Below are 23277 nucleotides of genomic sequence, written 5' to 3' on the forward strand. Positions count from 1 at the left end.
GTTGAGCTTGCTTATTAGAAAAGAGAGGCAGGATTAAGAAAAACTTTCAATTAATGGAATAAAAAATCGACTAATTAAGGGTGAAAACACGCTAAGCGAATGAATTTTTTAGCAATCTATGAGCAAAAAAACTTCAATTATTTTCACTTGAGTCAGAAATCTCTGCAAAGAAAATGGCTTGTTTAACGAGCATCTCGGTCGAATTTAGGGTTATAATCGTCGTCATTATGTATAAATAACCAGTAGCCTAGCCATGATGGATCCTTCTCTTTTACTCGACGGTTTAAACGACAAACAACGCGAAGCAGTTGCTGCGCCACTTGAAAACCTACTAGTGTTGGCAGGTGCGGGCAGTGGTAAAACGCGGGTTCTCGTACACCGTATCGCTTGGTTATTATCGGTAGAGCAAGCGTCACCGTTCTCAATTATGTCGGTGACCTTTACCAATAAAGCTGCTGCGGAGATGCGTGGGCGAATTGAAGATCTGATGATGGGCAGTTCGTCTGGCATGTGGAATGGTACATTTCACGGTATTTGCCATCGTATTTTGCGGGCGCACTATCTGGATGCGAAGCTACAAGAAGATTTTCAAATCATTGACTCTGAAGACCAAATGCGTTTGTTGCGCCGTTTGATAAAAGCGCAAAACTTGGATGAGAAGCAGTGGCAAGCGCGTCAGGTATCGTGGTGGATTAACGGCAAAAAAGACGAAGGCTTACGTCCTGCACATATTGATTCGTACCGCGATCCTATCACTCAGACTTATGTACAGATTTACACGGCCTATCAAGATGCGTGTGATCGCGCTGGATTGGTCGACTTTGCTGAGATCTTGCTGCGAACGTTAGAGTTATTGCGTGATAACAAGCATATTCGCGAACATTATCAAGCTCGCTTTAAACATATTTTGGTCGACGAATTTCAAGATACCAACAATATTCAATACGCTTGGCTGCGTCTGATGACGGGCAAAGATACTCACGTAATGATCGTCGGTGATGATGACCAGTCTATTTATGGTTGGCGTGGCGCGAAGGTTGAGAACATCGAAAAATTCACGCAGGAATTTCCGAGTGTGAATACCATTCGTCTGGAACAAAACTACCGTTCGACGAAAACTATCCTTGAAGCATCAAACACCTTGATTGCCAATAACAGCGAGCGTATGGGTAAAGAGCTTTGGACAGATGGTGTCGAAGGTGAGCCTATTTCAGTTTATTCCGCCTATAACGAGCTGGATGAAGCGCGATTTGTGGTCGGTAAAATTAAAGCGTGGCATGAAGATGGTGGTGCTCTGGAAGATACCGCGATTTTGTATCGTAACAACGCTCAGTCACGTGTGTTGGAAGAAGCATTAATTCAGGCGGGTTTGGCATACCGAATTTACGGTGGTATGCGATTCTTCGAACGTCAGGAAATCAAAGATGCGCTGAGTTACCTGCGCTTAATGGCTAACCGCAATGATGATTCCGCATTTGAACGTGTGGTGAATACTCCCACTCGTGGCTTAGGCGATAAAACCTTGGATACCATTCGTTTTGCCGCTCGTGACCGTGGTTGCACCTTATGGGATGCCAGTGTTCTGCTGTTAGAAGAGAAAGTGTTAACAGGTCGCGCAGCGTCCGCCCTTGGGCGTTTTGTTGAATTGGTTAATGCGCTTGAAGATGACAGCGCTGAAATGTCTTTGCACGAGCAAACTGACCATGTGATTAAAACTTCCGGTCTGTTTGAAATGTACCAGCAAGAGAAAGGCGAAAAGTCCAAGGCGCGTATTGAGAACTTGGAGGAGCTGGTAACGGCCACCCGTCAGTTCGAAAAGCCTGAAGAAGCAGAAGAAATGACGTTGCTGACGGCATTCTTAACCCATGCGGCACTGGAATCTGGTGAAGGTCAGGCGGATGAGTTTGATGATGCTGTCCAACTGATGACTCTGCACAGTGCTAAAGGTCTGGAATTCCCTATGGTATTTATGGTTGGCGTTGAAGAGGGCATGTTCCCTAGCCAGATGTCAGCAGAAGAAGCGGGGCGTTTAGAAGAAGAGCGCCGCCTGTGTTATGTGGGCATGACCCGTGCAATGCAGAAGCTTTACATCACGTATGCGGAAATGCGCCGTTTGTACGGACAAGACAAGTATCACAAACCTTCGCGCTTTATTCGTGAGCTGCCAGAGAAATGTTTGGATGAAGTACGAATGAAAGCGCAGGTGAGTCGTCCAGCAAGCAGTGGTCGTTTCAGCCAGACGGTTGTAAAAGAGAACTTCAACGAGACTGGCTTTACGCTCGGCTCTCGGGTTCGTCATCCTAAGTTTGGTGAAGGTACCATCATCAACTTCGAGGGTAGCGGTCCGCAAAGTCGCGTTCAGGTTGCGTTTAACGGTGAAGGTATCAAATGGCTGGTCACTGCATACGCTAAGCTGGAACGCATGTAATTGTTGTGGATGTATAGAGATAAGAACCTAGCCTCAGTGCTAGGTTTTTTTATATCGTCGATTCAGTTGTAAGCAGAAAAAGAAAAACCCCGAGGGCGCGAGCCCTTCGGGGTTATAGTCTTACTTGCAGCAATCCAGCTACTAATAGGTGCTCCCTGCATCTATTCCTTGATAAGTGTGCTGTATTCCTTCAGCGCAATCCTTTCATCGCCATCCTAGCGGTGTCCATGATCTTCCTGATCTGCTAACAATCCTCGTTAGCTCACATCACTTGTTCCCTGAGCGGTGTCCCTGACATCATCCTGATGTTAAGTCCTTTCCTCATCCAGAGGTGTCCATTGCCATTCCCTTGTCGCTACCATCCTAGTAACGAATGAGTCCGTTCAATGTCCATTTTGCTTTCCATGCCGATTATTCATCCTGAACAACCGTAACTTCATCCTGAAGTTCACTATCCTTAGCGATCCATTCCGTGTCAGCATCCTTCCGACAGGGTTAATATTACCGACTAGGAGGCATTCAGCAACGCAAAGAAATCGTTTGCATGCTGATATTTTCTGGCTAAAAAGTAACTTATTTATAAAAATCATTTACTTAATTGTTTTGGGCATCTTTTTTCTAGTGTAGAAAGAGATATTTCCCCATCTATTTGTGAGAGATCTCGCACAAGGTCATGGGGTGATCCGCTATTGTTTGTGTTGGGTTAATTTGCACTATAAGTGAATTTAAATTCAGCTTAACGATATTTTAGTGAATGAAACTGGTCAGTGACTGCCAAAGAATAGTGAGGCCAATCAGCGAAAAAATCACGCCACACAGTAAATCAATATAGCGACTAGCTTGGTTGAGCTTTGTTTGTAGGCGTTCAGTGGAAAGCATCCACGCAAGGCAAGCAAACCAAGTCAGAGATAATCCCCATAAAATTAGCAGCGCAAAACCTTTCCCCGTCACTGACATACTTGCCGGAACCAGCGTCGACATTAAGCTTACAAAGAAAACCAGAGCTTTCGGGTTCAGGATATTTGTCATGAATCCACGGGAAAAGGCCTGTTTCTTATTGCTCAATAACAGCGCATTTTTATCTGCGGGTGCGATCTCTGCTGCTGAGTTCCAGTTAGCGATAGTGGCTTTCAGCGCTCCAAAGCCTAGGTAAAGTAAATAACTGCCTCCGCATAGCTGCAGTAAAGCAAACAAGACGGGCTGTTGGTGAACCAAATAGCTGATACCGGTAATGCTAAGAAGCGAATGCAGCAGTATGCCGAAAGAGAGTCCAAGCGCGATGTAAATACCAGTTTGACGGCCATAACGAGTGGCATTTTGCACCACTAAGGCGACATCTGGACCCGGACTCATCAGTGCGACGAAATGCACTCCGGCTAGAGTGATAAGGATGCTGGCTTCATTCATATAAAAACTCCTACTTTGAATGAAGAGATTGTGCCTTGAGCTATCTAAGTTGGCTTGTAAATTTTTGACAGTGTGAAACGTTTAATTTACTGCAGATGGAGAAATACCGTAGCAGTGTTTAAAAGCTTTGGTGAAATGTGCTTGGTCGTAGAAGCCCACCTGCATAGCGACTTCAGTACCAGACAAGCCACTTTTCACCAACTTCATCCCCTGTTCTATACGTAATCGAGTGAGCCAGGCGTATGGAGTCATGTTCATGCGGGCTTTGAAATGGCGTTGAAACTGAGTCGGGCTGAGTGAACAAAGGTTCGCGAGTTGTTCTAAGCGGACAGGTTGATCAAGATGCGCAAGAAGATACTCTTTCAGCGTAGCCAGTGATTGCTTTCCAAGTGGGATGGCTGCCTTTTGTTTTAACGCACCATAACGTTCAACTAATCCACCCAAACCCTCATAAGGAAGGCAATCAAGCGCGAGTTGGCTCAAGTTCGGTTGCATGAGCTTTTGATGTAATTGAGCAAGAGGGGCAAACAGATTTGGATCGCTAATGATGAGCTGTTTAAAGCTCAACATGTCACTTGGTTGCGTGAACTCTAGGTTATCAGTAAACCAGGTTGGGTCAATAGAAAAGACGCGTACCTGATAGCCTGTATCTAAGATAGAGCTGCCGTCATGGAGTTCATCTGGCGGCATAACAATAATGTCACCGTAACCGACATTGTGTTGAGTACCTTGATGAGAAAATTTTTGCTGTCCGCTGGTCATTAACCCAATGTGAAAATCTAAGTGATAGTGACGATCGAAAGCGAACTGATGGTAATCAGCTTCGATCAAACTTATCCCTTGATGTTGAGTTGATGAATAGAGGATTTTGTCCATATTAAGCTTGGCGAAATAAACAGCAATTCACCAAGCTTAACCAGTCGCTATAGGAATGTCTTGTAAAAAACGATCACTTGGCTGCAACAATAGTTGCAGAGCGCTTTCTGCCTTGGGTCAAACCGTCATAGCTGAACACCACTAACGCACCCCAGATGAAGGTGAAAGTGATGGCTTTATCGGTCGAGAACGCTTCTCCGTAAATCAGCACGGCTAACAAGAACATCAAACTTGGACCTATGTACTGGAAAAATCCCAAGGTCGACAGTTTGAGTTTTGTCGCTGCACCCGTAAAACAGAGTAAAGGTAATGTAGTGACGATACCGGCGCTGATCAGCAGTACATTAAGGTTAAATTCGTTGTTGGTCATTGAGCTGGTGGCTGAGTCGGCAAACCAAGCCAGATAAATCAAAGCGGCTGGTATCAGCACTAAGGTTTCAATAAACAGGCCTGTCTGACCGTTCACACTCACTTTTTTACGCAATAAGCCATAAAAGGCAAAACTGATGGCTAGCGCAAACGCGACCACAGGTACAGAGCCGAATACAACGATTTGAATCGCGACGCCAATCGCTGCCAGCGCTACTGCAAACCACTGAAGTTTACGTAATCGTTCACCGAGAAACAGCATACCAAATACAACGTTGATCAGAGGGTTAATGTAATAGCCCAAGCTTGCGTCCAACATGTGGTTGGCATTGATTGCCCAGATGAAAATCAGCCAATTGGCACCGATGAGTAGAGCGGTAGCAATCAGATATAACATCTTAGATTTTGACTGGAAAATGCTGACAACGTTACGCCATTGGTGACTAAAATGGATGATTATCGCTAAAAAGAAAAACGACCAAATAACGCGATGGCTTAGGATTTCCAGAGCAGGAACGAAAGTAATGGTTTTAAAATATATCGGTGCAATACCCCACATTGTGTAGGCACCGATAGCCAGTAATACGCCTTTTTTAGCGTTTGTTTGCTCTTCTGGAGTCATTGTTTATTCTCGATTGAGAGTTGTTCGATACCTAGTTATAAATGGCAGCATTTACCGAGGTATTACAGAATGTTTCGAAAGGAGTTTGCAGTATATACACAAAATACCCGACTGTGCAGCTAAGGAATTATCGGCTAGTGATATTTAACACTCATCTGGGAGAACCTCTGATTTGTCGAACTTTTCTTACTGCGACTTCGAGTTCACCATTCTCTTATACATTTAGCGGTTTTATTCACCGTTAAACGTCTCTACAATATCGGGCTAATTTGATGCTAACGCATCATAGGATTTACCCATCACTGAGAGCTTGCATGACCGCCACTTTAATTGCTGAACATTCAGAGTCACCGTTGACTGCGACAGATGTCTTGCGTGACGTATTCGGCTATCAAACTTTCAGAGACGGTCAGCAAGAAGTCATAGATACCGCAATTCAAGGTAATGACAGCCTTGTGATCATGCCGACCGGCGGTGGTAAATCACTCTGTTACCAAATTCCAGCCTTGGTTCGTTCTGGTGTCACTGTGGTGATTTCGCCACTGATTTCACTGATGAAAGACCAGGTCGACCAACTAAAAGCTAACGGGGTGTCTGCGGAGTGTGTGAATTCGACACAAACCCGTGAAGAGCTAATCAGTGTTTATAACCGTATGCATGCGGGACTGGTTAAGCTGATTTATGTTTCTCCCGAGCGAGTACTCACTAACGAGTTTATCGAGCGTTTGCATAATATTCCTCTGTCGATGATTGCGGTGGATGAAGCACACTGTATTTCTCAGTGGGGGCATGATTTCCGTCCTGAATATGCGTTGTTGGGTCAGCTAAAGCAGTTATTCCCTCATGTGCCAATTATGGCGCTGACCGCGACCGCCGATGACGCCACTCGTAGCGATATTCTGCATCGACTGAACCTGACTGAGCCTCATATCTATCTGGGCAGTTTTGACCGTCCCAATATTCGCTATACCTTGGTTGAAAAACACAAACCGGTTTCTCAAATTATTCGTTACTTGGGCACGCAAAAAGGGCAGTGCGGAATCATCTACTGCGGCAGCCGTAAAAAAGTTGAGATGTTGACTGAGAAGTTGTGCAACAACCATATTCGCGCGGCCAGTTACCACGCTGGGTTAGAGGTCGATGAACGTGCCTATGTGCAAGAAGCCTTTCAGCGAGATGATATTCAGATCGTGGTTGCGACTGTGGCGTTTGGTATGGGGATTAACAAACCGAACGTACGTTTTGTGGTTCACTTTGATATTCCAAGAAATATAGAGTCTTACTATCAGGAAACGGGGCGAGCCGGTCGTGATGGTTTACCAGCAGAAGCGATGATGCTTTATGATCCTGCGGATATTTCTTGGCTTCGCCGTATGTTAGATGAGAAAGACGAAGGACCGCAAAAACAGGTTGAAACCCATAAGCTGACAGCGATGAGTAACTTTGCTGAAGCGCAGACATGTCGTCGTCAGGTTCTTCTTAATTATTTTGGTGAGTATCGTGAAAAGCCTTGCGGCAACTGCGATATCTGCCTTGATCCGCCAAAGCACTTTGACGCGACAGATGAAGCGCGCAAAGCACTGTCGTGTGTTTATCGTATTAATCAAAACTTCGGTATTGGTTATGCGGTTGAAGTGCTGCGTGGCATGCAAAATATTCGCGTGCGCGAAAATGGTCACGATAAAATTTCCACCTATGGCATTGGTCGTGACCACAGCCATGATTACTGGGTGAGTATTTTCCGCCAGTTAATTCATAAAGGCATGCTGTGCCAAAACATCACTCGAAATTCGACCCTTCAACTTACTGAAGAAGCTCGCCCGCTTTTGCGTGGAGATATGACGTTAGAGCTGGCGGTTCCTCGTCTCGACACTGCTGTTCGCGCTGCCAAATCCGATAAGCTTTCGAGCAAGAATTACGACAAGAAGCTGTTTGCCAAGTTACGTAAACTGCGTAAATCCATTGCGGATGAAGACGGTTTGCCACCTTACGTGGTGTTCAGTGACGCAACCTTAATTGATATGGCGGAGATTCTGCCAACCTCTTACGGTGAAATGTTGGCAGTCAACGGTGTTGGTCAGCGAAAGTTGGAAAAATACGCCGACCCATTCTTAGATTTGATTCAGGAGCATTTAACCCATCATGGCTGAGTTCGGTTTAAAGGAATATCTGGCACAAGAAGGTCGACTGATTGTTCAAACTCAGGCGTTTGAGTTTGATAGTTTTCCTGCCATGGGTGAGTGTTTACTTACCTTGCTGTCTGCAACAGCAGTCGAGAAGCAACAGGATGCCGATCTGCATTCATGGCTGATTGATTTTGAAGGTTGTCGATTGATGCTGCGCGCTGAGCACTACAGTGAATGTGTGTGGCTAGAAGCGTTGGGCGAAGGTCAGAGTAAAGAAGAACTGGATTTCATTGCCGGCTTGTTAGCTCGCGGAATTCCCTGTTCTCGATAAATATCCTGTTGATGGTTGCGAACGGGTAGCAAACGCAAACACGCATAAATCCATCCTTGGAGCTCTTATTTGCCGTCCATGGCAAATAAGGTTTGCTTATTGATACCCGTTCACTTTAATGCGCAGTCTAAAATCAGTGAGAATTATTCCTCGCCAATAAACCCACCAGTTTGGTGTGTCCACAACTGAGCGTATACCCCATTTTGAGCAAGTAGCTCCTGATGTGAGCCTTGCTCGATGATTTGACCTTTATCCATCACGATAAGGCGATCCATCGCAGCAATGGTTGATAGTCGGTGCGCGATGGCAATAACCGTTTTGCCTTCCATCAGCACTTCAAGGTTCTCTTGAATCGCAGATTCCACTTCTGAGTCCAATGCGGATGTTGCTTCATCCATGATCAGTATCGGCGCGTTTTTCAGTAGTACACGCGCTATGGCAATACGCTGACGCTGACCTCCAGAGAGCTTCACGCCTCGCTCACCTACTTCCACATCGTAACCCGTGCGACCTTGTTCATCTTTCAAATCAATAATGAAATCATGAGCATGTGCCTGTTTGGCTGCGCAGATAAGAGCCTCTTCATCGGCGTTTGGATCACCATAAAGAATATTTTCACGAATCGAACGGTGCAGAAGTGAAGTATCTTGCGTGATCATACCGATTTGTTGACGCAGAGACTCCTGTGTCACCGCCGCTATGTTCTGCCCATCAATAGAAATTGTGCCGGACTGAACATCGTAAAAGCGCAATAGCAAGTTAACCAAACTCGATTTACCGGCACCTGAACGACCAACAATCCCGACTTTCTCACCCGGTTTTAAATCAAGATTCAAAGATTGGAAAACGGGTTTATCTTCGCTGTAATGGAAATCGACCTGGTTAAATTCGACTTTGCCTTGTGTCACTGTTAGTTCTGGCGCATTGGCAGCGTCTTTGATTTCAACATCGCTGGAGATGGTGTTCATGCCATCGACAACCGTACCAATGTTTTCAAACAACGCACTTACTTCCCACATGATCCACTTAGACATACCCTGAACGCGCAACGCGATACTAATCGCGACCGCAATCACACCCACGGTAACCGCGTTATCCAACCAAAGGTTGATGGATAGAGCTGCAATGGAAAACAGCAACAAGTAGTTAATAGCATCCACGCTAAATAGCAGGCACGTCACCATGCGCATCTGTTTATAAACGGTTTTCAAAAACAGCTTCATGCTGCTTTCGGCATAATCCATTTCACGTTGCGAATGGGAAAATAGCTTTACTGTCGTGATATTGGTGTAGCTATCGACGATGCGGCCTGTCATGACGGAGCGAGCATCCGCTTGTTCGGTGGCAACTTGCTTCATTTTTGGAATGAAGTAGAGCTGAATGAGGATGTAGGTAATTAACCAAATCAAAATTGGCAGCATCAGCACCATATCGGACTCGCCCATCATCCAAATCATCGAAACAAAATAGACCGAGATGTACACCAGTACGTCGACCATCTTCATTACGGTTTCACGCACAGAAAGAGCACTTTGCATCACTTTAGTGGCAACACGCCCTGAGAAATCTTTCTGAAAGAAGCCCACGCTTTGTTTGAGCATGTAGCGGTGCACTAACCAGCGAATCGACATCGGATAATTGCCGAGCAATGTTTGATGCATGATGTTGGAGTGCAGAAATGCCAGCAACGGCATCACTAATGCGACAAGAATCGCCATCGACCAGAGGCGGCCGCTTTGGTCTGCCCAAAAAGTCTCTGGTTTTTGGCTGCTGAGAATATCAACCAACTCACCCATATAACGCAGAAGCGTCACTTCAGCGATAGCAACACAGGCACTGAGTAGCGACATGATCAGTAATGGTTTTTCAAAACCACGAGTGTAATGACGGCAAAAAGCAAACAAGGTTTTTGGAGGCTTTTGAGGTTCTTCTCTGGGAAATGCCTCGGTAAGTTTTTCAAACCATTGGAACATGTTTTATTTGACCTATATTAATGAAATTGAGATTGCTTCGTATTTGCACTTCCAATTATGGTATTTATCAGTAAAATGCCGTACGCATAATAATGATAATCAAAACTATTCTCAAACTTTTACAGCAGGGGGTTCCAATTATGGTAACGATACGCCCAACTAGACTCGGACAAGCAATCCGCACTGCGCTCTGTTTTAGCTTGGTGCCATTCTCACTTCTTACTAGCCAAAGCGTATTGGCAGAAGAGGTTGTTCAAAAAGATTCTCAAGCAGTAGAGACCATTGTGGTTACTGCTTCTGCGCTGAAAGTTGACACGCCAGCGCAGGAGACGCCGAAATCTGTTTCTGTGGTAACACAACAAGACTTGGTCAATCGCGCGCCTCAAAAACTGGATGAGGCACTTCGCTATACCTCTGGCGTAGCGTCTCAACCGTATGGTGCAGATAACGATACTGACTGGATTAAAGTTCGTGGTTTTGATGCCGCGACCTATCTAGATGGAAGCCGTTTATTCAAAAACAGTTACTACACTTGGTTGCTTGAGCCCTATGGTTTAGAAAAAGTTGAAGTACTTAAAGGTCCTGCATCAATCCTTTATGGTGAAGCGCCTCCGGGTGGGGTGGTGAATGCTGTGCAGAAGAAACCGACAGATGTCCCTCAAGGAGATGTAGGTGTTCAAGTCGGTAACAACAGTCTTCGTACTTTATCTTTGGATATTTCTGACTATGTAAACGAAGATGGTTCTGTACGCTACCGTTTAGTCGGCCTAATGAAAGAGAATGATGGTGAGCTAAACGGAACCGAAAGCCGTCGTTTTTATCTTGCTCCAAGTCTGGCTATCGATATTTCCGAGCGTACCCATTTAACCTTGCTGACTAGCTACTTAGAAGATAGTGGTATTCCAACTAACCCGTTTTTCCCTGCTGCAGGGACTTTAACGGATTCAAATTTTGGTTCTATTGATCCATCAACCAACTTGGGACAGCCTGATTACGATAAATATGAGCGTAAGCAAGTGTCTGCGGGATACATTCTTGAGCATGAATTAAATGATGAATGGGCGCTGACGCAGACGTTTAACTACGGATACAACGAGCTGTATCTGCGCAGCAGTTATTCATTTATGAACTCAGATCCAAGTACAGATACTTTATATCAAGGTCTAGTTTTTCGTGACGGAAAAACAGAAAGCTTTAGCTTGGATAACAATGCCATTGCTAAGTGGGAATCATCACGCATTGCCAACACAGTTTTACTTGGTTTAGAACTACAGCATCATAAAACTGATGGTGTTGAAGCTGATAACTATAGCTTTGGTAGTATTAACCCATTTAATCCTGTTTACGGCAACTACACCGCAATTGACGAATCTTCAGCAGCAGATCGTGATATTACCAAGCAACAAGCCAGTTTATACGGTCAATATCAAATCAAGTTTGATAGCCAGTGGATTGCTTCAATCGGTGGTCGCTTTGACTGGGTTAAAACGGATAACGAGAGCGTTTCGAATTCTCAGCGTGAAAGCCGTAATGATTCAGAGTTTTCGCTAGATGCCGGTGTAATGTATATCTCTAGCGTGGGGCTTTCTCCTTATGTGAGTTACTCACAATCATTTGATGTATTGAGCACAATCGATAGTGCGACTGGAGATTTATATAAGCCACTGAAGGGTGACCAAGCTGAGGTTGGTATTAAATACGAACCAAGTTTTTACAATGGTTATATAAATTTGGCGTTGTTTGATATGACGCAAAAGAACGCTTTAGTTACTAATCCAACGACTTATGTGGCAACTCAAACCGGTGAAGTTACTTCTCACGGTGTTGAAATTGAAACGACAGGATACCTAACTGATAGTCTGAAGCTAACTGCGAGCTATACATACACTAAAGCCGAAACTGATGAAACGTCAGGAAAAGGGACGAAACAAGCTGCTTTGATACCTGAACATATGGCTTCTGCATGGTTAGATTTTGATGCAAACAAAGTGGGACTTGACGGTTGGAAATTTGGCTCTGGTATTCGTTATATCGGTGAGTCAAAAGATAACCCTAAATCGAGTGACTTAACGGTTCCAAGCGTTACGCTAGTCGATATGATGGCGTCTTACGACATAACGAAGGCTTGGCAAGCACAGTTAAATGTTAATAACCTATTTGATAAAGAATACATCTCAGGTTGTGACTATTGGTGCTACTACGGTCAGTCTCGTAGTGTTGTGCTAAGCGCGAATTACCGTTGGTAACCCTTTTAAACTCACTCTCTTAAGGGAGTGAGTTTTTTTGTTTTTTTTATTCCTGCTTCTGCAGGATTTGTTGTTTGAGAATTCCCAGAATCAGGGAGAGAGAAATGTATCATTTACAATGTGTTGAAATGGTACGAGGTGGGCGAACCATCTTGTCTGTGGATTCACTGAACATACCCACCGATGAGTTAACGGTTGTGCTCGGACACAATGGTTCAGGCAAGTCGACTTTAGTCAGCCTTTTGTCAGGGCAGCAAGCGCCCGACAAAGGTTTCGTTGAGTTAAATGGACAATCTCTCTCATCTTTAGCCGCAAAAGAGTTAGCTAAATCCGTCGCGTTTCTTCCACAAAAATTGCCTACTTCTGCGGGCTTAACGGTTCGTGAGTTGGTTCGTTTAGGGCGTTTCCCTTGGCGGGGTGCTCTTGGGCGCTGGAAAGCCGAAGATGAAACCATTATTGATGAGTCGATTGCCAAAACAGGAGTTACGGATTTCGCTTATACGCTTGCTGATGAATTGTCTGGAGGTGAGCGTCAAAGAGCTTGGGTTGCGATGTTGCTTGCTCAGCAATCGCCGGTTTTGATCCTTGATGAACCTACTTCGGCGCTAGACGTACATCATCAATATCAATTGATGGCTTTATTGGCTGAATTAAATCAAACACAAGGTTGTGGAATCATAGTGATTCTTCATGACCTGAACTTGGCTCTGCGCTATGCCACTCATATTGTGGCGCTAAAACAAGGGCGAATAGCTTTTGAAGGTGCGGCGGAATTGTTGCTTGATGAGCAGCGTCTATCAGAGCTTTACCATTCTCCCATCAAATTGATTGAACACCCGCAGCCCGCTGCTGAATCTAAAACCAATAAGGTCGCCATCGTATGTGCTTAAAAAACCTAAAAAAGGCATCTCAAAGCCTAGTTGTACTCTTCAGTTTATTGCTCTGTGGTCAGGCTGTGGCTGACATTCATATTCAAGACAGCCGTGGTGAACAAGTCTTCTCCGAATCACCGCAACGTGTCGTTGTACTGAACTGGGACTTGCTAGAACAGGTTATAGAGCTTGATATCACACCAGTCGGTGCGCCAAATTTGCCTTCATATACTGAATGGGTTGCTCAACCAGCTATCCCTGCTGGCGTTGAAGATATCGGTACTCGCGCCGAGCCTAATCTCGATAAAATTTCAGCGTTAAAACCGGATGTGATTATTGCTGCTTCTCCACAGAAGGATCTGATTCCGACTCTTGAAGGTATTGCTCCGGTTGTTTATCTGTCGAACTATGGTCAGCAAGACCAGTCAGCTCAGGTGGCTATTGAGCAATTCAAAACATTGGCGGTGTTATTTGGTAAGCAAGAATTAGCACAGCAAAAGCTAGATACAATGAATGAGCGATTTAAGCAATTAAGCACATCGTTACATCAGGCATTCGGCGAAGAGCTGCCATCGGTTGTCGCAATGCGTTTTGCCAGTAATACGTCTGTGTTCTTGTATGGTGACAACTCTGGCACTCAATACGTAATTGAACAGTTAGGCTTAAAAGCGGCGTTGCCTCAGCCTGCCACACCTTGGGGTATCGTGCAAAAACGCTTGAATGAATTACAGAACGTGAAAGATGGGTATGTGCTCTATATCTTGCCATTCCCAGAACAAGAGAAACTCAATAAATCCATGTTGTGGAAAGCGATGCCTTTTGTGCGTAGCGGTAAGGTGAATGCCGTTCGTACCGTATGGAGTTACGGTGGTGCCATGTCGTTACTTTATACCGCTGAAGCATTGACCGATAGCTTGCTTGAGGTTGCGCCAAAGTCATGAGGTTTGGTCATTTAAACCTGCTTGGTTTATTCGTGCTGCTGGCGGCAGCGTTGAGTTTGCAGATCGGCAACGAACTCAGTTTGTCGATGCAGTGGAGCCTCGCAACCTTAGCCACTGAAGCGCAAGAGTTTGCGGACTTCAACTTTTTCTATGCCCAATTGCCAAGGGCGGCGATCACTGTTCTCGTTGGCGCGATGTTAGGTCTGGTGGGTAGCCTAATGCAGCAGCTGACTCAGAACTCTCTGACTTCACCACTGACACTGGGCACCTCCTCCGGTGCTTGGTTGGCATTAATCATCGTTAATATCTGGTTTCCAGATTTAATTGCCGATTACAGTGCGCTTGCAGCAATGGTCGGCGCATTGTGTGCATTCGGTGTGATTGTACTCATCACGGGCGTTAACAATATGACCGGCTTGCCATTAGTGGTGTCCGGCATGGTCGTGAATATCCTTCTTGGTTCTATTGCCACCGCGATCATTTTGCTTAATGAACAGTTCGCACAAAACGTATTTATGTGGGGGGCTGGTGATTTAGCGCAGAATGGTTGGGAATGGCTAGAGTGGCTGCTTCCTCGTTTAGCTGTCGCTATTCCGTTATTAATCATAGCGCCCAGAATTCTGACTTTGATGAGATTAGGTCATCAAGGTGCCGCCGCTCGTGGTCTGGCGGTTATTCCTGTCTTCTTGTTATTGATGATGGCGGGCATCTGGTTGGTTTCAGCATCTATTACTGCGGTAGGGGTGATTGGCTTTATCGGTTTATTAACGCCAAACATTGCTCGCGCGATGGGGGCAAGAACACCAAAGATGGAGCTGTATTCCAGTATGTTGCTTGGTGCTTTGCTGCTGCTGTGTACCGACATGCTTTCTATGTGGTTAAGCTTATGGACGGCGGAAGTAGTACCGAGTGGTATCACGACTGCTGCGATTGGTGCTCCTGTGTTAATCTGGTTTAGCCGTCGTCAGTTAAAAGCACAAGACACGCTGTCTATCAACTTGCCTCATCATCGTAGCAATGTGAGTACCGTCAGTGTTTCGCTTCTTGTTTTTGCTTTTGTTGTGGTGATAGCGCTACACAGTTTTTTGCAAGTGAGCGAGAACAGTTGGAGTTGGATTGTCCCAAGTGAATACCAATGGCAACTGCGCTGGCCGCGTGCTTTAACCGCTCTGTTTGCTGGTATTGGTTTGGCAATTGCGGGAACGATTCTGCAACGTTTGATTTATAACCCATTAGCGAGCCCAGACATTCTTGGTGTCTCTTCCGGAGCGACATTTGCTTTAGTGTTTGCCAGTTTGTTTCTTGGTCAATCAATGTTGAACACCAACTGGGTAACGGCACTGTTGGGCAGTGTGATTGTGTTGATTGCTCTGTTGGTGTTAGGTAAGCGCCACCAGTACGCGCCTTCTAGTTTAATTCTGACAGGTATTGCGATTACAGCATTGCTCGAAGCCTTGGTGCAGTTCTGTCTTTCAAAAGGCACAGCGGGCAGTTATCAAATCTTACTGTGGCTAGCTGGCTCGACGTATCGAGTCACTTCCTCACAAAGCCTCTACTTGGCTGTCGGCGTTGTCGGATTGTCCTGCTTTGCTTTGCTGACGTCACGCTGGCTAACGTTGATTTCTATTGGACGCAGTTTTGCCGGTGCGCGAGGTTTGAGCCCTCAAACGGCCAGTTTAGTTCTGCTGATTGTTGTGGCTCTATTGTGTGCGCTTGTGACAGCCACGATGGGACCAGTCTCTTTCGTTGGCTTAATCGCACCACATATGGCAATGATGTTGGGAGCGCAGAAAGCAAAACAGCAACTATTGATGGCAAGTTTAGTGGGTGGGTCGTTAATGCTTTGGGCGGACTGGTTGGGGCAAGTGATGCTGTATCCAATGCAGATTGCGGCGGGAACTATCGTCGCTATTCTCGGCGGAAGTTATTTCTTGTTGCTGTTAGTTTTCAGCCGAACGAAATAAAAAGAAAAGAGCCCATTCGGGCTCTTGTTACATCATATGTTTACGACGAATGTCGAGTAGGGCGAAGATGCCGAAAATCAGTATCGACCACTTTTCCCAACTGCTGGTTTTTACTTTGTCACCAAATGCGCCAACAAAAATCAGCATTTGTAGACCATGCATCATGAACAGGAAGGCGGTCATGATGTAAAGCGCGATAGCCGCTTTACCGGGAAATGGCATAACAATGTTGAGCAGCAGTACAAGCCAGACAAATGCAATCGCAGCTTTCGCTAATACTAATAGAGCTTTCATTCTGTAGTCCTTTCAAACGTTCGTTTTTTCAAATAAGCGGTAACATACTTGGCCAGCACTTTTTTCTCGGTATAGCTGCCAGCTTTCTGGTAATTCAGGTAACGATAATTCTTTTTCGGTTTCTATGTAAATCATCGCGTTATCAGCAAGCCACCCATTCTGCTCCAGCAGCTGTAGTGTTTCATCTAACAAGCCTTTACGAAACGGCGGGTCGATGAACACCACATCAAAAGGGGAGCCACTCTGCTTTAAATACGCGAGAGAGTCAGTATTAATCGCTTCAATATTGGTTGCTTTCAATGTAGCGATGTTTGTTTTCAACTGATTGAATGCCTGAGCGTTCATCTCCAGCATGGTGACACTTTCAGCCTGACGCGATGCACACTCAAAACCTAAACCGCCCGATCCTGCGAACAGGTCAAGGCATTTGGCATTTGGTACATCTTGAGCAATCCAGTTAAATAAGGTTTCTTTGACTCTGTCTGTGGTTGGGCGTAAGCCTTCAGCATCGTGAACGGGTAGTTTTCTTCCGCGCCATAAGCCGCTGATAATTCGAACTTGCCCACTTGGAGCACGATTTTGTGATGGGTTTTGTTGGCGACGTCTTACCATAGATTTTTTGACCGCTAATTAAGTGTTACTATAGCCAACCTTTCAGTAATAATAGTTTTGCTGAAGATAAGCATTCATAAATATGGCAAAGTTTACCAAGTGAAGAAGAAAGTTATCACTGCTTTGTCATTTTTCTTTTCTTTTTAGGGATAATTCTTTAAGAAAAGAGTCATAGTTTAGAAAAATAATCAGACAAGAAAATCTAGGATATCCTCAGATGACGGAAAAAAAGAAGCGTGGCTTACTGTCATGGCTTGGCTTTGGTGATGAAGAACCAAGCCAAACAAAAGCAACCGAAGAACAAGTAGAACAAACAGAACCAGAACAAACGGTTGAAGAGCCGGTCGAGGAAGTCGAGACTGAAAAAGCAGAAGCAGAAGCAGAAGCAGAAGCAGAAGCAGAAGCAGAAGTTATTGAGGAACCTCAAGCGAAAGAGCCTCGAATTCAAGAACAGGAAAAGCCAACAGAGAGCTTCTTTGCGCGTCTGAAACGCAGCTTAAGCCGCACTAAAGCGAATATTGGTGCCGGTTTCTTTGGTTTATTCAAAGGCAAAAAAATCGATAGTGATCTGTTTGAAGAGTTAGAAGAACAGCTATTGATTGCGGATGTGGGTATGGATACCACATTGAAAATCATCGAAAACCTGACAGAAAAAGCATCTCGCCAGCAACTAAAAGATGGTGAAGCGCTGTACGATCTGTTGAAAGGTGAGTTGGCAGAAATTCTGTCGACCGTTGAACAGCCTTTGGTTGTTGATACCGCAAAAACGCCGTACGTGATCTTAATGGTTGGTGTAAACGGTGTCGGTAAAACCACAACAATCGGTAAACTGGCTAAGCAGTTCCAGTCTCAAGGTAAGAAAGTGATGCTGGCTGCGGGTGACACATTCCGAGCAGCGGCGGTTGAACAGTTACAAGTATGGGGTGAACGTAATAATGTTCCAGTTATTGCTCAACATACTGGTGCAGACAGTGCGTCCGTGATTTACGATGCGATTGAAGCTGCGAAAGCGCGTGGTGTGGATGTGGTTATCGCTGATACGGCAGGTCGTTTACAAAACAAATCCAACCTGATGGAAGAGCTGCGTAAAATCGTTCGCGTAATGAAGAAAATCGACGATTCAGCGCCGCATGAAATCATGCTGACGTTGGATGCAGGTACTGGTCAAAATGCGATTAGCCAAGCGAAACTGTTCAGCGATGTTGCACCAATCACAGGTATTACTCTGACCAAACTGGATGGTACTGCAAAAGGCGGTGTGATTTTCGCAATTGCTGATCAGTTCCAAATTCCGATTCGCTTTATCGGTGTTGGTGAAGGCATTGAAGATCTGCGTCCATTCGAAACGCAAGAATTCATCGACGCGCTGTTTAGTCGCGAAGAGTAATAACCCAAAGTAAAACGAACAGTAACATACCCTAGAGAGATACTTATTTAGGTATCTCGCTGCAAAAAAAGGAATGATGCGTGATCAAGTTTCAACAGGTGAGCAAGGTATATCGAGGCGGGCGACAAGCTCTGCAGAAAGTCGATTTTCATTTACGTCGTGGTGAGATGACCTTTCTGGGCGGACACTCTGGCGCAGGTAAGAGTACTTTGCTTAAGCTCATTTGCGCTATTGAGCGACCTACTGACGGCAAAATCAGTTTTAACGGCCATGACGTCACACGTATTCCAAACAAAGATATTCCTTTTTTGCGTCGTAATATCGGCATTGTTTTCCAAGATCACCGCCTTTTGATGGACAGAACCGTGTTTGACAACGTTGCGTTGCCGATGCGAATTGAGTCTATCTCTGAAAACGATATTAAACGCCGAGTTTCGGCTGCGTTAGATAAAACCGGTTTGTTGGATAAAGCTCGTTGTTTACCGAGTCAGTTATCGGGTGGTGAACAGCAACGTGTTGGTATTGCCCGAGCTGTGGTGAACCGTCCTACTCTTTTATTAGCCGATGAACCTACGGGTAACTTGGACCCAGAACTATCGACTCGTATCCTGCATCTGTTCGAAGAGTTTAATCGCGCTGGAGTGACCATTTTACTGGCAACCCACGATCATAACTTAGTGAATTCTCGCCCTCAGTATCGCCACTTAGAGTTAAATCAGGGCTTTTTAAGTGAGGTTGAAGATTATGGCCGTTAATCCTAAAAACAAAAAAACGACCAAAGCTCGTGATGCAAAAAGAGTGAAAACCGATAGCTTTTTGACTATTCATATCAAACAAGCCAAAGCGTCTTTCTCCAGCCTGTGGCATCGCCCTATGGGTAATGTTCTCACATTGGCTGTTATCTCTATGGCATTGACCCTACCAGCGTGTATGTATTTGCTGAGCAAGAATATTGCGTCTGTGGCAGACAACGTAGCGAGCCCTTCTCAAATCAGTGTTTACATAAAAGAAGATACGCCTGAGCCAAGAATCATGGTGTTGAAAGACGAAATCGAAAGCCGTGCTGAAGTGGAAAAAGTCGATTATATCTCTCCACAACAAGGTCTTGAGGATTTGAGTCAGCATTCAGGTTTCGACCAAGCTATCAGCCTGCTTGATGAATATTCACTGCCGGGTGTGCTGATTGTTTCTCCAAACGTGGAAACCGACCAGGAAATAAAGGCGATTGCTGATTCCATCCGAGAGCAGGAAGGGGTAACAGACGTACGTTTAGACGAAGACTGGCTCGCTCGATTGGATGCTATTCGTAATTTAGCGACGATTGTGGTTATCAGCTTGTCATTATTAATGCTCGCTTCTGTGTTTTTGATTATCGGCAACACACTCCGTTTTAACGTTCAGGCCAACAAAGAAGAAATTCAGACTATGAAGCTGATTGGTGCGACCGATAGCTTTATTCTGCGTCCTTATTTATACGTCGGTATGTGGTTTGGTGTTTTGGGAGCCATATCTGCTTGGTTGCTAACTGCCTTTATTACCATAGTGCTGAATGGGGCGGTGGAAGATTTAGCTAAGCTGTACGACAGCCAGTTCCGGTTAATCGGTTTAAATTGGGATGAATCTTTACTACTGCTTATGCTGGGAACGGCCTTAGGTTGTATCGCGGCGAAAAGTGCAGCCCAACGCCACTTAAAAGAAATTGAACCTGTGTAGCGAATCCTTGTCATTATTAGGTGAAAACAATATTTGAGTGGCTAGTTGACTTGTCACTAACATTTGTTTATGCATAATAACCAATCGGTCTTGAATACTGTTCATTTTGGGTTCAAGATTGTTAGATTAAATTGGCTCCAGATCAGAGATTGATGAGGAATTGAATGACTAAGTCAACATATCAATTAGCGCTTGTTTCGCAAGATAGCTTAGATAGTTATATCCGCACAGCGAACAGTTATCCTATGCTGACCGCAGAGGAAGAGCGTGAGCTTGCTGAGAAGTTGCATTATGAAGGTGATATTGAAGCGGCTAAAGGCTTGATTCTGTCACACCTTCGTTTCGTTGTTCACGTTGCTCGTGGTTATTCTGGCTACGGCTTGCCATTAGCGGATCTTGTTCAGGAAGGTAACATTGGTCTGATGAAAGCGGTAAAACGCTTTAACCCTGAAGTGGGTGTAAGACTGGTATCTTTCGCGGTTCACTGGATCAAAGCTGAAATCCACGAGTACGTATTACGTAACTGGCGTATCGTGAAGATTGCGACGACAAAAGCGCAACGTAAACTTTTCTTCAATCTACGTAAGTCGAAAAAGCGTTTAGGTTGGTTTAACAACGGTGAAGTTGAAACTGTTGCTCGTGAACTGGGTGTAGAGCCTTCAGAAGTTCGTGAAATGGAATCTCGCTTAGCGGCACAAGATGCAACGTTTGAGTTTTCTGCTGATGACGATGACAACAGCAACTCTTACGCGGCGCCAATGTTATATCTGGAAGACAAGCATTCAGATTTAGCCGACAACCTAGAAGAGCAGAACTGGGAAAAACATACGACAAAACGTCTGAGTCTTGCTTTAGCAACTCTTGATGAGCGTAGTCAACATATCGTGCGTTCGCGTTGGTTGGATGATCAAAAATCAACCCTTCAGGAACTGGCCGATATGTATGAAGTATCTGCTGAGCGTATTCGTCAGTTAGAAAAGAATGCGATGAAGAAATTAAAAGAAGCGGTAGGCGAGTTGTAATTCCCCTAACCATTCTGTAAATACCAAAAAACCGAGGTCTGTTGATCTCGGTTTTTTTATGCCGGATCGAAAAGACCTTTCAATTGAACATGGAAAACTGTGGATAAGTCTGTGGTAAATTTATTTACTGACTGTCATCAAGTAGGGTAAATAAAGGTATGAACGCTGTTTTTTATTTGGGGATACTTTTAGATCTACACACAGAAAGAGCAGGATCATCACTAGATGTTGTGGATCGATCTTGAGAAAAACACTTTATCACCGCAATCCACAGGATTATCCACAGTTGATGAACAAATGATCGCTGGTGGATAACCTTACTCAACCCATGTACTTGTCATTCTCTGGATAGGTTACAATGGCGCTGAAAAAATATTACTAAAGTGAGAGTAAATCATGGACCAATTTCAGCACATTGATGTAGCGGGCGCTCAAACCCTCATCGAACAGAATAATGCCAAGTTAGTGGATATCAGAGATCCCCAGTCGTTTGCTGTTGCACACGCAAAAACGGCATTCCATTTAACCAATGACAGCATTGTTTCATTCATGGAAGAGGCTGAATTTGATCAGCCTGTTTTGGTTATGTGCTATCACGGAATCAGTAGCCAGGGTGCCGCCCAATACTTGGTTAACCAAGGCTTTGAACAGGTGTATAGTGTGGATGGTGGTTTTGAAGCTTGGCATCGTGCCAACTTACCTGTCGAAGCGAGTTAGAGAAACAGATGATTAGATTGATCACTTTAAATAACCCTCGAATGGCGCAAGCATTTATTGATTACATGGCGTCACGGCAGATAGAGATAAAAATGACGTCAGAGGGAAGTGGTCAATTTGCCTTGTGGTTGATGGAAGACGAACATCAACTGGAAGTGGAAAACGAAATAGAGCTATTCCTAGCCAATCCCAACGACGGTAAGTATCAGGCAGCCTCTTGGGATATGGCAGAAAGTCGTAAACCTCAATTCCAATACCACTCACCCAGCATGATGGCTATGCTTAAAGCCAAAGCGGGCCCATTAACGTTATCCATCATGACAGTCTGTGTTGTTATCTTTGTTCTACAGCAAATTGGGATGACTGATGCTGTGTTTTCCGCATTACATTTCCCTGCAGAAAGCGGCCAACAGTGGCAGTTGTGGCGCTGGGTAAGTCATGCACTACTGCATTTTTCGGTCTTACACATAGTGTTTAACTTGCTGTGGTGGTGGCAATTTGGCGGAGATATCGAAAAACGCTTGGGCAGCTTTAAGTTATTGCAGATTTTTTTAGTCTCTTCTGCTTTTTCCGGTGCAGGACAGTATTGGGTAGAAGGCGCTAATTTTGGTGGTCTATCGGGTGTGGTTTACGCTTTAGTCGGTTATTTATGGATGCTGAGCTGGCGAGCACCTCAGATGGGGCTAGGCATTCAGAAGCCACTGGTTGTGTTTATGCTGGTTTGGTTAGTGCTTGGTTTTGTGCAGCCCTTTATGGCGATTGCCAACAGTGCTCACTTAGCTGGCTTGGTAGTTGGTGTCCTGCTAGGGCTCAATGATGCGAATCGATACTCTCTGAAGAAACAAAAAAACGGCTCATAAGCCGTTTTTTTCTAAGGGATAATTCACTACTGGTATAGATATTTTGTGAACAACAGGTCGGCGATGATAGTGCGTCCTGTTTCTGGCAGCAGTGTATTATTCAGCTGTTCTACTAGGGTTTTACGAAGATCTTCACGGCCAGCTAATGACTTAATCACATCTTCGTTTTGTTTACCCAATAGCTCGACAACCGCATCTCTAATTAAAGGTTGGTGTTTTTCTATCAGTGGTAAATCGGCGCTGTTGCTCACCATGACATCAATACGCACTTGGATATACCCCAACTTTTTACCCTTGGTGTAGAAATTTGTGGTCACATCCGGCTCAAGAGTGAAATAAGCCAGTTTTGGTGCTTCTTCATCAGCTATAACCAAACTGGAAAACAAAAGGCCAAATGCGAGTATTATCGGAGATAGGTATTTTCTAAGCATATGTCTATTAATTCTTTTCTCTGTTCAAGATACTCGAACCGCCCGAGTCTTGTTACAATAGAGCATCTTTTTGTAAATAAAAATAC

The 23277-nt window shown here is 44.8% G+C and carries 20 protein-coding genes; 13 read left to right on the top strand and 7 right to left on the bottom strand.

Going from position 1 to position 23277, the window contains the following annotated elements; translation table 11 throughout:
- The first annotated feature begins 253 nt into the window (after positions 1–253).
- Positions 254–2428 (top strand): DNA helicase II, encoded by a 2175-nt coding sequence (gene uvrD, locus L3V23_RS19325; RefSeq protein WP_102964147.1) that lies wholly within the window; start codon positions 254–256, stop codon positions 2426–2428.
- A 747-nt stretch (positions 2429–3175) separates the two neighbouring features.
- On the opposite strand, the gene L3V23_RS19330 is transcribed toward uvrD, so the two are convergent.
- The 3 genes from L3V23_RS19330 to rarD all read right to left on the bottom strand — a co-directional run bounded on the left by L3V23_RS19330 (position 3176) and on the right by rarD (position 5702).
- On the bottom strand, positions 3176–3835 hold the full coding sequence (locus L3V23_RS19330) for a LysE family translocator (RefSeq protein ID WP_102966934.1): 660 nt from the start codon (positions 3833–3835) through the stop codon (positions 3176–3178).
- A gap of 81 nt (positions 3836–3916) precedes the next feature.
- On the bottom strand, positions 3917–4711 hold the full coding sequence (locus L3V23_RS19335; protein ID WP_042489768.1) for an AraC family transcriptional regulator: 795 nt from the start codon (positions 4709–4711) through the stop codon (positions 3917–3919).
- 73 nt (positions 4712–4784) lie between these two features.
- Positions 4785–5702: an EamA family transporter RarD gene (gene rarD / locus L3V23_RS19340; RefSeq protein ID WP_102966935.1), complete on the bottom strand. Its 918-nt coding sequence runs from the start codon at positions 5700–5702 to the stop codon at positions 4785–4787.
- A 314-nt stretch (positions 5703–6016) separates the two neighbouring features.
- Between rarD and recQ the strand changes: the two genes are divergently transcribed.
- The gene (recQ, locus tag L3V23_RS19345) at positions 6017–7852 is read left to right on the top strand and encodes an ATP-dependent DNA helicase RecQ (protein ID WP_102966936.1); all 1836 of its coding nucleotides are present in this window, start codon (positions 6017–6019) and stop codon (positions 7850–7852) included.
- On the top strand, positions 7842–8159 hold the full coding sequence (locus L3V23_RS19350; protein ID WP_180980354.1) for a DUF3630 family protein: 318 nt from the start codon (positions 7842–7844) through the stop codon (positions 8157–8159). The genes recQ and L3V23_RS19350 overlap by 11 nt, the downstream gene beginning before the upstream one ends.
- Positions 8160–8302: 143 nt before the next feature.
- On the opposite strand, the gene L3V23_RS19355 is transcribed toward L3V23_RS19350, so the two are convergent.
- Entirely contained in the window at positions 8303–10132 is a 1830-nt protein-coding gene (locus L3V23_RS19355) for an ABC transporter ATP-binding protein (protein ID WP_042489761.1), read from the bottom strand.
- A 140-nt stretch (positions 10133–10272) separates the two neighbouring features.
- Here L3V23_RS19355 and L3V23_RS19360 point away from each other — a divergent pair, with 140 nt between their 5' ends.
- From L3V23_RS19360 to fhuB, 4 genes are all read left to right on the top strand, one after another.
- The gene (locus L3V23_RS19360) at positions 10273–12378 is read left to right on the top strand and encodes a TonB-dependent siderophore receptor (RefSeq protein ID WP_102966954.1); all 2106 of its coding nucleotides are present in this window, start codon (positions 10273–10275) and stop codon (positions 12376–12378) included.
- A 104-nt stretch (positions 12379–12482) separates the two neighbouring features.
- On the top strand, positions 12483–13268 hold the full coding sequence (locus L3V23_RS19365) for an ABC transporter ATP-binding protein (RefSeq protein ID WP_102966938.1): 786 nt from the start codon (positions 12483–12485) through the stop codon (positions 13266–13268).
- A complete protein-coding gene (locus L3V23_RS19370; protein ID WP_102966939.1) occupies positions 13259–14191 on the top strand; it encodes an iron-siderophore ABC transporter substrate-binding protein in 933 nt (310 codons plus the stop codon). Before L3V23_RS19365 ends, L3V23_RS19370 begins: the two co-directional genes overlap by 10 nt.
- A complete protein-coding gene (fhuB, locus tag L3V23_RS19375) occupies positions 14188–16155 on the top strand; it encodes a Fe(3+)-hydroxamate ABC transporter permease FhuB (protein ID WP_102966940.1) in 1968 nt (655 codons plus the stop codon). The genes L3V23_RS19370 and fhuB overlap by 4 nt, the downstream gene beginning before the upstream one ends.
- Positions 16156–16182: 27 nt before the next feature.
- On the opposite strand, the gene L3V23_RS19380 is transcribed toward fhuB, so the two are convergent.
- Positions 16183–16449 carry a DUF1145 domain-containing protein gene (locus L3V23_RS19380; protein WP_042489753.1) on the bottom strand — a complete coding sequence of 89 codons (267 nt, stop codon included), beginning with the start codon at positions 16447–16449 and terminating at the stop codon, positions 16183–16185.
- A 12-nt stretch (positions 16450–16461) separates the two neighbouring features.
- Positions 16462–17061 (bottom strand): 16S rRNA (guanine(966)-N(2))-methyltransferase RsmD, encoded by a 600-nt coding sequence (gene rsmD / locus L3V23_RS19385; protein WP_102966941.1) that lies wholly within the window; start codon positions 17059–17061, stop codon positions 16462–16464.
- Positions 17062–17278: 217 nt separating this feature from the next.
- Between rsmD and ftsY the strand changes: the two genes are divergently transcribed.
- The 6 genes from ftsY to glpG all read left to right on the top strand — a co-directional run bounded on the left by ftsY (position 17279) and on the right by glpG (position 22760).
- The gene (gene ftsY / locus L3V23_RS19390) at positions 17279–18448 is read left to right on the top strand and encodes a signal recognition particle-docking protein FtsY (RefSeq protein ID WP_237292794.1); all 1170 of its coding nucleotides are present in this window, start codon (positions 17279–17281) and stop codon (positions 18446–18448) included.
- Between the two features lie 80 nt (positions 18449–18528).
- Positions 18529–19203 (top strand): cell division ATP-binding protein FtsE, encoded by a 675-nt coding sequence (gene ftsE, locus L3V23_RS19395; protein WP_042489747.1) that lies wholly within the window; start codon positions 18529–18531, stop codon positions 19201–19203.
- Positions 19193–20161: a permease-like cell division protein FtsX gene (ftsX, locus tag L3V23_RS19400; RefSeq protein WP_102966943.1), complete on the top strand. Its 969-nt coding sequence runs from the start codon at positions 19193–19195 to the stop codon at positions 20159–20161. The genes ftsE and ftsX overlap by 11 nt, the downstream gene beginning before the upstream one ends.
- Before the next feature lie 164 nt (positions 20162–20325).
- A complete protein-coding gene (gene rpoH, locus L3V23_RS19405) occupies positions 20326–21183 on the top strand; it encodes an RNA polymerase sigma factor RpoH (RefSeq protein WP_042489743.1) in 858 nt (285 codons plus the stop codon).
- Positions 21184–21579: 396 nt separating this feature from the next.
- A complete protein-coding gene (gene glpE / locus L3V23_RS19410) occupies positions 21580–21900 on the top strand; it encodes a thiosulfate sulfurtransferase GlpE (RefSeq protein ID WP_042489741.1) in 321 nt (106 codons plus the stop codon).
- Positions 21901–21908: 8 nt separating this feature from the next.
- Positions 21909–22760, top strand: coding sequence for a rhomboid family intramembrane serine protease GlpG (gene glpG / locus L3V23_RS19415; protein WP_102966944.1), 852 nt, complete (start codon positions 21909–21911; stop codon positions 22758–22760).
- A gap of 26 nt (positions 22761–22786) precedes the next feature.
- On the opposite strand, the gene L3V23_RS19420 is transcribed toward glpG, so the two are convergent.
- Positions 22787–23191, bottom strand: a complete 405-nt coding sequence (locus tag L3V23_RS19420) for a flagellar basal body-associated protein FliL (protein WP_042489737.1) — start codon at positions 23189–23191, stop codon at positions 22787–22789.
- Positions 23192–23277 lie beyond the last annotated feature (86 nt).

This window comes from Vibrio sp. A1-b2 (assembly GCF_021726015.1).
Classification (GTDB): Bacteria; Pseudomonadota; Gammaproteobacteria; order Enterobacterales; family Vibrionaceae; genus Vibrio; species Vibrio diazotrophicus.

Excerpts from the sequence above, each read along its gene's own strand:
- fhuB (WP_102966940.1), top strand. The coding sequence starts at position 14,188 with ATGAGGTTTGGTCATTTAAACCTGCTTGGTTTATTCGTGCTGCTGGCG.
- uvrD (WP_102964147.1), top strand. The coding sequence starts at position 254 with ATGATGGATCCTTCTCTTTTACTCGACGGTTTAAACGACAAACAACGC.
- rsmD (WP_102966941.1), bottom strand. The coding sequence starts at position 17,061 with ATGGTAAGACGTCGCCAACAAAACCCATCACAAAATCGTGCTCCAAGT.
- ftsX (WP_102966943.1), top strand. The coding sequence starts at position 19,193 with ATGGCCGTTAATCCTAAAAACAAAAAAACGACCAAAGCTCGTGATGCA.
- L3V23_RS19335 (WP_042489768.1), bottom strand. The coding sequence starts at position 4,711 with ATGGACAAAATCCTCTATTCATCAACTCAACATCAAGGGATAAGTTTG.
- L3V23_RS19330 (WP_102966934.1), bottom strand. The coding sequence starts at position 3,835 with ATGAATGAAGCCAGCATCCTTATCACTCTAGCCGGAGTGCATTTCGTC.
- L3V23_RS19360 (WP_102966954.1), top strand. The coding sequence starts at position 10,273 with ATGGTAACGATACGCCCAACTAGACTCGGACAAGCAATCCGCACTGCG.
- rarD (WP_102966935.1), bottom strand. The coding sequence starts at position 5,702 with ATGACTCCAGAAGAGCAAACAAACGCTAAAAAAGGCGTATTACTGGCT.
- ftsY (WP_237292794.1), top strand. The coding sequence starts at position 17,279 with ATGACGGAAAAAAAGAAGCGTGGCTTACTGTCATGGCTTGGCTTTGGT.
- glpG (WP_102966944.1), top strand. The coding sequence starts at position 21,909 with ATGATTAGATTGATCACTTTAAATAACCCTCGAATGGCGCAAGCATTT.
- L3V23_RS19370 (WP_102966939.1), top strand. The coding sequence starts at position 13,259 with ATGTGCTTAAAAAACCTAAAAAAGGCATCTCAAAGCCTAGTTGTACTC.
- L3V23_RS19420 (WP_042489737.1), bottom strand. The coding sequence starts at position 23,191 with ATGCTTAGAAAATACCTATCTCCGATAATACTCGCATTTGGCCTTTTG.
- L3V23_RS19355 (WP_042489761.1), bottom strand. The coding sequence starts at position 10,132 with ATGTTCCAATGGTTTGAAAAACTTACCGAGGCATTTCCCAGAGAAGAA.
- L3V23_RS19380 (WP_042489753.1), bottom strand. The coding sequence starts at position 16,449 with ATGAAAGCTCTATTAGTATTAGCGAAAGCTGCGATTGCATTTGTCTGG.
- L3V23_RS19365 (WP_102966938.1), top strand. The coding sequence starts at position 12,483 with ATGTATCATTTACAATGTGTTGAAATGGTACGAGGTGGGCGAACCATC.
- rpoH (WP_042489743.1), top strand. The coding sequence starts at position 20,326 with ATGACTAAGTCAACATATCAATTAGCGCTTGTTTCGCAAGATAGCTTA.
- recQ (WP_102966936.1), top strand. The coding sequence starts at position 6,017 with ATGACCGCCACTTTAATTGCTGAACATTCAGAGTCACCGTTGACTGCG.
- glpE (WP_042489741.1), top strand. The coding sequence starts at position 21,580 with ATGGACCAATTTCAGCACATTGATGTAGCGGGCGCTCAAACCCTCATC.